Origin of the sequence: Maricaulis sp. (genome assembly GCF_017642925.1) — a bacterium.
Taxonomy (GTDB): Bacteria; Pseudomonadota; Alphaproteobacteria; order Caulobacterales; family Maricaulaceae; genus Maricaulis.
This window is the reverse complement of sequence record NZ_JAEPOL010000018.1, coordinates 23,729-36,108: the sequence shown is the minus strand read 5'-3', so window position 1 is coordinate 36,108 and position 12,380 is coordinate 23,729. Positions and strand designations below refer to the sequence as shown.

Here is a 12,380-nt window from a genome sequence, read left to right as displayed (position 1 = left end):
AAGTCCGGGACCCATACGCTTCCTGCAGCTCCAGCTCGCTATGTCGCTGATATCGAGCCGGCTTCCGGGTGAATCCAGTGCTTATGGGTCCCGGCCCTGCAACCCGCCTGCGCGGGCTTCCGGCCGGGATGACAGGGTGTTGAGGTGAACTACTCCCCCACCGCAAATGCCATCAGCAGGGTGCGCTGGCGGTTCGAGAAATTGTCGTCGGAGATGATCAGGACCAGCGTCTCGCCGCCGCGTTCGATCACAGCGATGCCCTCGAAATTGTCGACGGGCAGGGGCGGGTCGATCCGGCCGAGCGTTTCCGGTGTGATCGTGGCCGATGCGCCGGTTTCGGGCACGGGGAAGGCGATGATGCCGATCCGGTTGCCGGCGGCGCGCGAATAGAAGCGCTCCACGGCGTAGATCGTGCCGTCATGTGCGGCCATGCCGGTAAGCCCGAATGAGGGGCGCGAATGCAGGCTGAAGCGCTGCCAGCCCGTATCGCCGCCCACCCACAGCGCATGGCCCAGGCTCAGATCGGTCGGATATTCCACGCCCATCAGCAGGTGGCCATCATCCGTGCGGGCCAGGGATTCAAGGCCGCGATTGTCCGGCAGGCCGGACAGGGCTTCCGGGATATCCATTGTTTCGGGCAGGGCCGTTTCCACGGACGACCAGTCCTCGCCCAGCGCATAGGTCAGCACGCGGTGGCGGCGCTCGAAACTCACCGCATAGCGGCCATCGCCCAGCGCGGTCAGGCCTTCACTGTCGCCGGAGCGGCCCTCGAAATGGCGGCCATCGCTGTCGCGCACGGGTGAGATGGAGAGCTCGCTGAAACCGGTCAGCGTGTTCGTGGCGTCGTCCCAGGCCAGTGCACCGGTGACCCACCAGGCGCTGTCGGAGAGCGCCAGAAGACGCGTGCCATTGGCCGAGACTTCCAGGGCCGACAGGCCGCCGAAGCGTTCATCGTCCGACGCCAGGACAAGCCCGCCGCGATAGTCCAGCCGGCCCAGCGCAGCCTGTTCTTCGGGGCCGGCATCCAGCGGCAGGGCTGCCGCGGTCACCGTCTGGGCATGGGATGCCGGCTGCAGCGCCAGACAGAGAGCCGCCGCAGCAAGACCGAAACGCATCATGTGAAACTCCTCAGCGGCCGCCGGCCAGGGAGGCCCAGTCGCCGCGTTTCAGGCCCGATGTCGCCGTCTCGCCCCGGCTGGAAAAACGCGAGCCCGGGCCGCCATCCTCGTCGAACAGGGCCGCCAGCTGGTCCGTCATGGCCCCGCCGAGCTGTTCGACGTCATTGATGGTAACCGCGCGGCGATACCAGCGTGTGACATCATGGCCGATCCCGATCGCCAGCAGTTCGACTTCCGAACGGTTCTCGATCAGGGCGATGGTCTCGCGCAGATGGCGTTCCAGATAGCCCGGTGAATTGGCCGACTGGGTGCCGTCATCGACCGGTGCGCCGTCGGAGATCACCATCATGATGCGGCGCTGTTCCGGCCGGGCGCCCATGCGCTTCCAGGCCCACAGCAGGGCTTCGCCGTCGATATTCTCCTTCAGGAGGCCTTCGCGCATCATCAGGCCCAGATTGGTGCGGGCGCGGCGCCAGGGCGTGTCGGCGGACTTGTAGATGATGTGGCGCAGATCGTTCAGCCGGCCCGGATGCGGCGGCTTGCCTTCGGAGAGCCATTGCTCCTTCGAGCGGCCGCCCTTCCAGGCCTTGGTGGTGAAGCCGAGAATCTCCGTCTTCACGCCGACCCGCTCCAGCGTGCGCGCGAGAATGTCGGCGCAGGCCGCGGCCACCATGATCGGCCGGCCGCGCATGGAGCCGGAATTGTCCAGCAGCAGGGTGACGATCGTGTCGCGGAATTCGGTATCGCTCTCCTGCTTGTAGGACAGGGGCAGGGTGGGGTCGGCGATGACACGGGCCAGGCGCGAACCGTCCAGCACGCCCTCCTCGAGGTCGAACTGCCAGGCGCGTTCCTGCTGCGCCATCAGGCGGCGCTGCAGGCGGTTGGCCAGACGGCCGACGACCTGGTCGAGCCCCTTCAGGGCATTGTCGAGATATTTGCGCAGGCGCTCCAGCTCGTCCGCATCGCACAGATCCTGGGCCTGGATCACCTCGTCGAATTCGCGGGTGAAGACCTTGTAGGCCTTGGCATCGCCTTCGCCGGAAGGCTGCCAGTTGGGCCGCATCGCGGTCTGGGCGGCGCCTTCATCATCCATGGCGTCGACGCGCGTATCGGCGTCCTCGCCCTCGGCATTGATCTCTTCCTCGTCGCCGGCCGTGCCCGAGGCGTCCGGCGTGTCGGGCTGTTCGCCGTCCTTGCCGTCATCCTGCTCGTCCTCGCCGGTACGCTGTTCGCGATCGACGCCCTCATCGTCATCGTCCTGGTTTTCCGACTGTTCGGGATCGCCGCCCAGCTCGTCGGCCAGGTCGAGATCCTCGATCACGGTGCGCAGGAGATCGGCAAAAGCCTGCTGGTCGCCGGCATTGCGCGCCAGGGCGTCGAGCGATTTGCCGGCAACGGTTTCCAGCTGGTCGCGCCACAGCTTCATCAGCCCGTCGGCTTCCGGCGGGGTCGGCCGGCCGGTGATCCGCTCACGGACCAGCATCGCCACGGCCTCTTCCATCGGTGCGGCCTGGCGGTCCTCCACGCGCTGCCAGCCCTTCTGGCGGCAGCGGGCGATAAGGGCGGCATCGAGATTGTTCGCCATGCCGCGCATATCGCGGGCGCCAAGGCTTTCCACCCGCGCCTGCTCGGCGGAATGGAAGATGGCACGCGCCGTCGCGCCGGGCGGCAGGGCGCCGAGATGGGCCGCTTCGTCATGATGTGCCAGGCGCAGCGCCAGCGCATCGGCGCGGCCGCGCACGGCTGCTGCGGCGGCGGCCGACGGCTCGGGGCCGGGATTGGGCAGCACGATGCGTCCGCCCGACAGGCCGGCAATCTCGCCGCCATAGCGGACATCGAGATCCTTGTCGCCGGCGATGGCGCGGGTGGTGATGGCGAGGGCGCGCTTGAACGCGTCCGGGTCTCTGGGCGGCTGGCTCATAAGCGCAACCTAATCCATCCGCACGAAATTGCGAGGGCGGTAAAGCGTCCGCCTGCATGGCATTTCAGCGGAACCGGCACCGCCGCCACGCGTTTTGAGAGTACCGGTTGTTTCGCAACCTGAAAGGAGGCCCGGTCATGACCAAGGTTGATTTTGAAAAAGCCCTTCTGGACCCGGCAGGCACATTCGGCGAGCCGGATGATGTCGTCCGCGACGACACGCTCTCGCGCGAACAGAAAAAGGAAATTCTCGAGCGCTGGCAGCATGATGCCGAGGAGCTGGTCGTCGCGTCCGGCGAGGGCATGCCCGGCGGCGGCGAGACCCAGCTGCGCAAGGTCGCCAAGGCGCTGGACGCGGTCTGACGCGGCATAATCCATGAACAGTCCGGAAAGGACTTGATAACCACATCACGGCATCCTGTCCGGTGGAGCCCGGAAAAAGTGGGCCCGACAGGTGGCGAGACACAGGCTGGATGACCTATTCGGTCCATTCCATGGCCAGCGTGAACTCTGCGCTGCAGCATATGGACATGCTGCAACGGGATAGTGTGAAAGTGCACACCCGTATCGCGACAGGGCTCAAGATTGGCAGCGCGAGCGATGGCGGCGCGATCTGGGCCCTGGCCCAGGGCATGCGCGCGTCCAATGGTGCGCGCGGCGAGGCGCTGACCTCGATGGATCTGGCCACCGGCGTCGTGGAAACGGCGCTCGCCGCCGCCGAAGGCATTTCCGATCTGATGGTTGAAATGCAGGGCAAGCTCGTCGCCGCCACCGACACCTCGCTCGACGAACAGGGCTGGCGCACCCTGATGAACGACTTTGTCGCCCTGGGTAACCAGGCCCAGCACCTCGTCGCCAACGCGTCCTTCAACGATATCAACCTGCTCGAAGCCGGGGCGGCCGATATCTCGGTGCTGGTTTCGGAGAACCCCAACGCCCAGATGGCGATTGCCGCGGAAGATCTGAGCGATGGCGGCGGGATTTTCGACTCCACCCTGCCGGCCAGCCTGCCGCAAACCGATGCCAGCGGTCTCGCCACCCGGCCGGACGCATCCATGGTGGCGGATTTCGAAGCCTCGATGAACGCGGTCAATGCCTCGATCTCGCGCCTGGGCGTCAGCCTGAAGACGCTGGAGATCCAGCGCACCCTCCTGGTCAAGCAGATCGACGTGACCGATGCCGGTATCGGCAGTCTGGTCGACGCCGATCTCGGCCGGGAATCGGCCAAGCTAAAGGCGCTGATGGTGCGCGAGGATCTGGGCCTGCAGGCGCTTGCGATCGCCAATGAGGCGCCGCGCACCATCCTGCGCTTCTTCCAGTAAGGTCCGCTAGCCGCTGACCCGGGCGCCGCTTGCGTCGATCACGGGCGTGCCGTCTTCCAGTTCGAACGGGCCTGAAGGCCAGGTCTCCAGCAGGTCGAGTACGCCGGGGCTGGGCCGGCACAGGCGGACACCGCGCGGCGTGCACACGATGGGGCGGTTCACCAGAACGGGATGCTCCAGCATGGCATCCAGGATCTGCGCATCGGACACGCCGGGCTCGAGCAGGCCCAGTTCCGCTGCCGGAGATTTGGTCTCGCGCAGCGCCTGGCGGGGCGTCAGGCCGGCGGCTGCGAACAGGCCGAGCAGTTGCGGCCGCGTCCAGCCGGTTTCCAGATATTCGATCACGACCGGGTCCTCGCCCGCCGCTTTCACGATGGCGACGACATTGCGCGATGTGCCGCAGTCCGGATTGTGATGGATGACGATCATGGCGCGGGTGTCTCCGGTGCGGGGAAATGGCGGCGGGTGCGGTTGGCGAAGGCCACCAGCGACAGCATGACCGGCACTTCCACCAGCACGCCGACAACGGTCGCCAGCGCCGCGCCCGAATTGAGCCCGAACAGGCTGATCGCGACGGCGACCGCCAGTTCGAAGAAGTTCGATGTGCCGATCATCGCGCAGGGGGCGGCAACGGGGTGCGGCACGCGCCAGGCCCAGGCGGCGCCATAGGCGAGGGCGAAGATGCCGTAGGACTGGATCAGGATCGGCACGGCGATCAGGGCGATCAGCAGGGGGCGCTCCAGGATGACATGACCCTGGAAGCCGAACAGCAGCACGACCGTGCCCAGAAGCCCGAGGATCGAGGCCGGTTTGATGCGGCCGGTAAAGCGCGTGACAGCCTCTTCCCCGCCCTGGCGGACCAGGAGGGTACGCATCGCGATGCCGGCAATCAGCGGGATCACCACATAGAGCGCGACCGACAGGATCAGCGTTTCCCAGGGCACCGCGATATCGGTCACGCCCAGCAGCAGGGCGACGATCGGGGCGAAGGCGAACACCATGATGGCATCGTTCACGCTGACCTGGGCGAGGGTGTAGGTGGCGTCGCCGCGGGTGAGTTGCGACCAGACGAAGACCATGGCGGTACACGGCGCCGCGCCGAGCAGGATCAGGCCGGCGATATAGCCGTCGGCCTCGGCCGGGGGGATCAGTCCGGCAAAGATGTGCTTGAAGAAGGCGACGCCGAGAAAGGCCATGGTGAAAGGCTTGATCAGCCAGTTCACCACCAGGGTGATGACCAGGCCCTTGGGCCGCTCGCCGACGCGCTTGAGACTGCCGAAATCGACGGCGATCATCATCGGCCAGACCATCGCCCAGATCAGCACCGCCACGGCGAAATTGACATTGGCATATTCCAGCGCGGCGAGGGCGGCGAACACACCGGGCACGAGCTGAGCAAGCCCGATCCCCGCCAGGATGCACAGACCGACCCAGACGGACAGGTAGCGTTCGAACGTGTTCATCGATCCCGCTTCCCTCAGCCGCAGCAGGCTTGTCCGTCAGGCCGCGGTGCGGCCTTGGGCGTGCAGCAGCCACCGTCTCCGGCTTTGTGGGGAGCGTTGGCGATGACCGCCGGTGCGGGCGCCTCGCCGAGATCGTGACCGTAATCGGTGCTTTCGCCCATCGTGCGGAAGACTTCCCAATTGGTTCCGACGGGATCGGCGACCCAGCTCTTTTCCGACCGCGCATAGCAGCAGGTCGTCTCGCCCTCCTCGAGAGTCTCGGCACCGGCGCGCGAGAGGCGTTCATAGACCTCGTCGAGTTCGGTCTTGTCTTCCGCCTGGATGCCCAGATGCTGGATGCCCGGACGTCCCCCGCGCGCGCTGATCGCGAAATTGACCCGCGGATCGTCGAGCATCCATTTGGCGTAGTCGGGCTTGGTCGTCGTCGGACCGGCGGCGAACAGGGTGGAGTAGAAGGTGATGGCCTTTTGTAGGTCGTCGACGGCGAGATGGACGTGCAGGCGTTTCATGACAGGGACTCCTGGGGTGTAGGGCAGCAGGCGCCGCGTGCGGCCGCCTCGACAACCGGGGTGCAGATCTCCGAATGGCCCTGGCAGCAATCCTCCATCAGATAAAGGAGGAGTGCCGACATGGTTTCGAACTCGACGCTGTAGATCAGCGAGCGTCCGTCGCGGCGCTGGCGGACCAGACCGGCCTGCGACAGCAGGTTCAGCTGAGCCGACAGCGTGTTGGGCGCGATATCGAGCGCGCGGGCGATCTCTCCTGCTGCCATCCCGTCGGGTCCGGCTTTCACCAGCAGGCGGAAGACGGCAAGGCGGCTGGGCTGGGCCAGGGCGGCGAGGCGGCGGACGGCGGTTTCTGATTCCATATTTCAACGATAATTGAATTATGAGGCCGCGCAAGCCGGTTTTGCTGCGATGTTCAGCCGCCAGCAGATCAGCCGTCAGTGGATCAGCCGGCGGGCGCGGTTCCCGGGCGCAGATAGGCAAACATGTGCGCCACATAGTCGGCCTTGCCCAGTTCCACGCCTTCACGGCGCAGGATCGCGTAGGCCGTCATGACGTGGAAGTAGAATTGCGGCAGGGCCCAGTCGCGGGCATAGCGTTCGCCGTCGTCGAGGTCGAAGGCGATACCCATCGGCAATTCCAGCGCCAGCGGCTGGCTCGCGCCGTCATCCAGCGCATCGGCGGACAAGCTGTCGAGATAGGCCACGGCCTCGTCGATCCGCGCGAGAGCCTCGGCCATTGTGCCGGGATTGTCGCCGCCCTGACGCCCCTCGTTCAGCAAGGCGTCCATCGCGTCGGGGAAGGCCTCATGCCGCAGCCGGCGGCCACCCTCATGGACCTGCAGGCAGGCAAAGCGGATCTGGGTCGACAGGGGGAACATGTCGGGTGCGAGCCGCGCCGCCAGCAGCGCGTCGGCATTGCCCGTCTGCTCCTCGGCCTTGCGCAGCCAGGCCGCCAGCGCGGTGAGCATCTGCCGGTAGGTCGGCAGCAAGAGATCGCTTAACGTCATGCCTGGCTCCCCGCCCGTCTTGAAGTGACGCGGGCACCGTGCCCCCGGTGTGCACCGGGGGTCAACACGGCCGTCAGTGACTTGCGGTGTCAGGCTGCCGAGCTTTCCGCCTTGATCGGCGCTTCCGGCAGGTCCTCGCCGAAGACGCGCTGGTAGAATTCCGCAATGGTCGGACGTTCCAGCTCGTCGCATTTGTTCAGGAAGGTCAGGCGGAAGGCCGCGCCCAGATCGCCGAAGATCTCGTAATTCTCGGCCCAGGTCAGCACGGTCCGCGGGCTCATCACCGTGGAGATATCGCCATTGATGAAGGCATCGCGGGTGAGATCGGCAACCTTCACCATGTCGGCGACCATTTTCCGGCCGTCCTCGCTGGCGGAGAGTTTTTTCATCTTGGCCAGCACGATCGCATTCTCGGTCTCGCGCGGCAGATAGTTCAGCGTCGAGACGATGGACCAGCGGTCCATCTGGCCCTGGTTGATCTGCTGGGTGCCGTGATAGAGGCCGGTCGTGTCGCCCAGGCCGATCGTGTTCGTCGTTGCGAACAGGCGGAAGAAGGGGTGCGGCCGGATCACCTTGGTCTGGTCCAGCAGGGTCAGCGAGCCCGAGGCTTCCAGTACGCGCTGGATCACGAACATCACGTCGGGGCGGCCGGCATCGTACTCGTCGAACAGGAGCGCGACCGGGCGCTGCAGGGCCCAGGGCAGGATGCCTTCCTGGAATTCGGTGATCTGCTTGCCGTCGCGCAGCACGATGGCGTCCTTGCCCACCATGTCGATCCGGCTGACATGGCTGTCGAGATTGACCCGGACCATCGGCCAGTTCAGCCGCGCGGCGACCTGCTCGATATGGGTCGACTTGCCGGTGCCGTGATAGCCCTGGACCATCACGCGGCGATTATAGGCAAAGCCCGCCAGGATGGCCCGTGTCGTCGCCGGATCGAAGACATAGTCCGGATCGATCTTCGGCGTGTGTTCGTCCGCCCTGGAGAACATCGGCACCTCAAAGCCGGCATCGAAGCCGAACAGGGCCTTTGTGTCAGCGGTCGTATCGGGGGCAGCCAGGGGGAAGTCTTCGCTCATCGAACCGGTCTTTATCGTTGCGCGCCTTTGGGCAGGGACTGCCTGACGCCTGGATTTGATATCGACAGGTATTGCAAGGCCGCACCGGCTTCAAGTCAATGCGGCGAACACAGCCGGGGCGGCAAATTGCCCCGGCTGTCCGATGTGTGCGGATAGCAGGATCAGGCGATCTGCCGGGCGAGTTCCTCGACGCTGCGGGTCGAGCTCTCCACGTCGCGGGTGGCCGCGTCGATTTCCTGGATCGCCTTCGAGATGTCCGTCACGCCCTGGGCGACGTCCTGCATGTTGCGGGACATGTCGGATGTCACCGATGTCTGTTCCTCGACGGCGGCGGCGACGGCCGTCGACATGCTCTCGACTTCCGAGATGGTGTTGCGGATCAAGGAGATGGCATCGGCGGCCCGTTGCGTTGCGCCCTGGACTTCGGAGACCTGCGCCGAGATTTCCCCGGTCGCCGCGGATGCCTGGTTGGCCAGGCCCTTCACTTCGGATGCAACGACGGCGAACCCCTTGCCGGCTTCGCCGGCGCGCGCCGCCTCGATGGTCGCATTGAGCGCAAGCAGGTTGGTCTGTTCCGCGATGGCGGTGATCAGGTTGACGATCTCGCCGATACGCTGAGCGGCTTCGGAGAGCGTGCGGACCGTGGCGTCGGTTTTGTCGGCCTGCTCCACGGCTTCCCGGCTGACCTGGGATGCACGCGACATCTGCTGGCTGATCTCGGCGGCCGACGCGGACAGTTCTTCCGCACCCGAAGCGATCGATTGCACACCGGTCGAGGCCTGCTGAGCGGCCGCGGCCACGCTGGCGGTCTGCGAGGAGGTGTTCGAGGCAGACCGGGAGATTTTCTGCAGATCGGCCGCGATCGAGCGCTGGGCGTCGGCACGGCGATGCCGTTCGCTCACCTCGGCGGTGATGTCGGTTGCAAACTTCACGACCTTGAAGGGCTTGCCGTCCATGTCGAGGATCGGGTTGTAGCTGGCCTGGATCCAGACGTCGTGCCCGCCCTTGGCGATCCGGCGATATTCGGCGGCCTGGAATTCGCCGCGGGCCAGTTTTGCCCAGAACTCCTTGTAGGCCGGTGTATCGCGCTCGTCCTTCGCGACAAACAGCCGGTGGTGCTGGCCGCGGACTTCGTCGAGCGTATAGCCGAGCGTCTTCAGGAAATTCTCATTCGCCGTCAGAATGGTGCCGTCGAGTTCGAACTCGATGATCGCCTGCGACTTGTCGAGCGCGGCCAGCTTGCCGTTCACTTCGGCATTGGCCAGTTTGCGCTGGGTGACGTCGGTCGCGAACTTGACCACGCGATAGGTGCGGCCCGATGCGTCCTTGACCGGATTATAGCTCGCCTGGATCCAGACGGGGCGGCCGCCCTTGCCGATCCGCTTGTACTCGGCGGCCTGGAACTGGCCGGCCCGCAGCGCATCCCAGAACTGCCGGTATTCGGGTGTGGCGGCATATTCGGGTTCGACGAACAGCGCGTGGTTCTGACCGACGATCTCGTCCAGTTCATAACCCAGGGCATCGAGGAAGTTCCGGTTGGCGGTCAGGATCTTGCCGTCCGGCGTGAATTCGATCACGGCCTGTGAGCGGGCAATGGCGTCGTACTTGTCGGCAATCTGGCTTTTGCCCGAATTCATCAGGTGCAGCATGGCGATGTCCCGTCGCTATCTCGTGTTGGGCCGGGGAGGCTTGTTGGCGAGAATTCTTTTATTCGAATTTGAATCGATTTCGCGCTGCACCTGTGAACAGAAAGTTAACGGCCGAATAGAGGGCAAATATTCAGTGCCTAGTTTCTGAAGTATTTACGGAAAAACTCCATAAAAATCAAGGAATTGTTATTTTATTAGTCAACGGTCTCGTTTTGAAACAAGTATAATAATAGATTAGCACGAGTGCTGTGATCCATCTTGTGACTATTTGAGGCTGTTTTACGGATCAGGGGCAAACAAAAATTGTGCGGCCTGAATGTTGTGGCTTAGGCCATGCCCGCATTCTTGAGGATCTGGTAGGCGGCGATCACGCGGCCCAGCTGTTCCTCGCTCGAGCGATCGCCGCCATTGGCGTCCGGGTGGAAACGCTTCACCAGTTCGGCATAGCGCCGGCGAACCTTGGCCGGTTCGACATCGGCGTCCAGCCCCATCGTCTCCAGCGCCTTGGACTGGAGACGCCCCATCGATTTCTCGCGCGGGGCTTCCTTGTGCGGATCGCGGCGGTCGCCGAACATCCCGAAAGGATCGGTGAAGCCGTCGGCAAAGTCGCGGCTGGCGCGCTGGGCTTTCGAACTTGCCGAATGCGTATTGCGCCAGCTCCAGGTCGGCCGGTGGCCGTAAGCGGCGCTTTCCCGGAAGGACTGGGCGGCGTGTTCGCTCATGCCCTCGAAGAAATTCCAGGACTTGTTGTATTCCGACGCGTGCGTCTGACAGAACCAGTAGAACTCGTTCAGCCGGTCGGTCGATTTGGGCGCGCGGCTGTCGCCATGCTTGCGGCAACCGGGCCATTCGCACACGCGTTCCTCCGGCGCCGGCTCGTCCCGGGGCGGTTTGATGCGGATATCCTTGAACCGCGGTTTGTAGTCATAGGCGCCGGACATGCGCCAATTATGGGCATGCGTCGGTAAAGCGGCAATGAAATGCCTGTTGAAATTTGCGTCATCGCGCAGCCTGGCCGCTGCGAAAGGCGTTCACGCCAGATTGACAGGCGAAATGGGCTCGGCTCCGCTGTCGCCAGAGCCGGGGCGTCGTGATCCGGTGACAGCGCCGGAGACTGCCATGACACTTCACATCCGCTCCTTCCTCGCCGCCCTCGCGGCCGGCGGTCTCGGTCTGACCGGTTGTGCCACCCTGCCGCCTGCAGCGGAGACTGCGGCCCTGTGCCGGGCCGAGGGGGTGAGCTTGCATGCCGACTTCCCCACCGCCGGACAGCACCGCTGCCTGGCGCGTTCGGCCGAGGCCGTGATCGTGCGCACCGATCCGGAAGTCGCGATCGCCCCGTGGATCAATCCCAGCCCCTGGTTCGCCTTCGACATCGAGCGCGAGGAAGCGGGACCTGTCGAGATCGTGCTGGACTATGGCGGCTATCGTCATCGCTACGAGCCTCGCATCCGCCGGCCGGGCGAGGACTGGCAGAGGGTGGATCCGGCGCTTATCGAAGTCCTTGAAGAGGACAATCGCGCCCGGCTGACGCTCGACCTGCCCGCCGGCCGCACGCGGATTTCCGCCCAGCCGACCTATACGCCGGCCGATGTGGCCGGTTGGTCCGCGGCCTTTGCCAATGCCCATGGCTTCACCTCTGTCGAATATGGCCGCTCGCTGGAAGGCCGGCCGCTCGAGGCGCTGGTCGCTGGACCCGCCGATGCCGGCCGTCTTCTGGTCGCGCTGACCCGCCAGCATCCGCCGGAATACTCCGGCGGCCGCGCCTTCGAGGCTTTCGCGACAGCGATCGGCGAGGCCCATGACGGCGGTGCGCTGGCCGGCTATCGCCTGGTGCTGGTGCCGCTGGCCAATCCTGACGGCATGGCAAACGGCCACTGGCGCCTGAACTCCGGTGGCATGGACCTCAATCGCGACTGGTTCGAGGCCGACCAGCCCGAGGTCGCCGCGCTGCAGGCGCTGATCCGCCGGGAGGCCGAGGGCCGCGATGTCGAGGTCTTCCTCGATTTCCACTCCACCCGCCGCACCCTGGTCTACAATCCGCCCGCCGGCATTGCCGCACGCGGCGACGCACTGATGGCCGAAATGGCGGCGCGCTTCACAGCCGCGCTCGACCCGCAGCCGGACTGGATCGAGGGACATAATGGCGATGCCGGCACGTCCAAGGCCTGGGCGCTGCAGACCTTCGGCGTGGCCGGGCTGACCGTCGAGCTTGCCGACGAGGCCTCCGTTGAGGAGAGCCATGCGGTCGGGCGGCTGGCCGCCGAGGCGGTGCTGGCGGTTGCGGCCGATCACTGACACCGCGCATGGCATC

General features: G+C 65.4%; 13 protein-coding genes. 3 read left to right on the top strand and 10 right to left on the bottom strand.

From position 1 onward, the window contains the following. Positions 1–149: 149 nt before the first annotated feature. Together JJ918_RS13980 and cobT are read right to left on the bottom strand one after the other, a co-directional pair. Positions 150–1,118 carry an esterase-like activity of phytase family protein gene (locus JJ918_RS13980; protein ID WP_291888522.1) on the bottom strand — a complete coding sequence of 323 codons (969 nt, stop codon included), beginning with the start codon at positions 1,116–1,118 and terminating at the stop codon, positions 150–152. A gap of 10 nt (positions 1,119–1,128) precedes the next feature. Further along, the gene (cobT, locus tag JJ918_RS13975) at positions 1,129–3,039 is read right to left on the bottom strand and encodes a cobaltochelatase subunit CobT (RefSeq protein ID WP_291888519.1); all 1,911 of its coding nucleotides are present in this window, start codon (positions 3,037–3,039) and stop codon (positions 1,129–1,131) included. 137 nt (positions 3,040–3,176) lie between these two features. Here cobT and JJ918_RS13970 point away from each other — a divergent pair, with 137 nt between their 5' ends. Together JJ918_RS13970 and JJ918_RS13965 are read left to right on the top strand one after the other, a co-directional pair. Continuing rightward, positions 3,177–3,401: a hypothetical protein gene (locus JJ918_RS13970; protein ID WP_291888517.1), complete on the top strand. Its 225-nt coding sequence runs from the start codon at positions 3,177–3,179 to the stop codon at positions 3,399–3,401. A gap of 110 nt (positions 3,402–3,511) precedes the next feature. Next, on the top strand, positions 3,512–4,360 hold the full coding sequence (locus tag JJ918_RS13965; protein ID WP_291888514.1) for a flagellin: 849 nt from the start codon (positions 3,512–3,514) through the stop codon (positions 4,358–4,360). Between the two features lie 6 nt (positions 4,361–4,366). Here the strand turns inward: JJ918_RS13965 and arsC are convergent, their stop codons facing one another. The 8 genes from arsC to JJ918_RS13925 form a co-directional block, all read right to left on the bottom strand. Continuing rightward, positions 4,367–4,789, bottom strand: a complete 423-nt coding sequence (arsC, locus tag JJ918_RS13960; RefSeq protein WP_291888511.1) for an arsenate reductase (glutaredoxin) — start codon at positions 4,787–4,789, stop codon at positions 4,367–4,369. After that, positions 4,786–5,823, bottom strand: a complete 1,038-nt coding sequence (gene arsB, locus JJ918_RS13955; RefSeq protein ID WP_291888508.1) for an ACR3 family arsenite efflux transporter — start codon at positions 5,821–5,823, stop codon at positions 4,786–4,788. Before arsB ends, arsC begins: the two co-directional genes overlap by 4 nt. 14 nt (positions 5,824–5,837) lie before the next feature. Further along, complete coding sequence (locus tag JJ918_RS13950; protein WP_291888506.1) at positions 5,838–6,332, bottom strand: ArsI/CadI family heavy metal resistance metalloenzyme; 495 nt, start codon at positions 6,330–6,332, stop codon at positions 5,838–5,840. Continuing rightward, a complete protein-coding gene (locus tag JJ918_RS13945; RefSeq protein ID WP_291888504.1) occupies positions 6,329–6,691 on the bottom strand; it encodes a helix-turn-helix transcriptional regulator in 363 nt (120 codons plus the stop codon). The genes JJ918_RS13950 and JJ918_RS13945 overlap by 4 nt, the downstream gene beginning before the upstream one ends. An 83-nt stretch (positions 6,692–6,774) precedes the next feature. Then, positions 6,775–7,338: a DUF1993 family protein gene (locus tag JJ918_RS13940; RefSeq protein ID WP_291888501.1), complete on the bottom strand. Its 564-nt coding sequence runs from the start codon at positions 7,336–7,338 to the stop codon at positions 6,775–6,777. Between the two features lie 89 nt (positions 7,339–7,427). Further along, on the bottom strand, positions 7,428–8,417 hold the full coding sequence (cobS, locus tag JJ918_RS13935; RefSeq protein WP_291888498.1) for a cobaltochelatase subunit CobS: 990 nt from the start codon (positions 8,415–8,417) through the stop codon (positions 7,428–7,430). A gap of 161 nt (positions 8,418–8,578) precedes the next feature. Then, positions 8,579–10,066, bottom strand: coding sequence for a PAS domain-containing methyl-accepting chemotaxis protein (locus JJ918_RS13930; protein WP_291888496.1), 1,488 nt, complete (start codon positions 10,064–10,066; stop codon positions 8,579–8,581). 326 nt (positions 10,067–10,392) lie between these two features. Further along, complete coding sequence (locus JJ918_RS13925) at positions 10,393–11,007, bottom strand: DnaJ domain-containing protein (protein ID WP_291888494.1); 615 nt, start codon at positions 11,005–11,007, stop codon at positions 10,393–10,395. Positions 11,008–11,185: 178 nt separating this feature from the next. On the opposite strand from JJ918_RS13925, the gene JJ918_RS13920 reads away from it, so the two are divergent. Next, positions 11,186–12,364, top strand: coding sequence for a succinylglutamate desuccinylase/aspartoacylase family protein (locus JJ918_RS13920; RefSeq protein WP_291888491.1), 1,179 nt, complete (start codon positions 11,186–11,188; stop codon positions 12,362–12,364). The last annotated feature ends 16 nt before the right edge of the window (positions 12,365–12,380 follow it).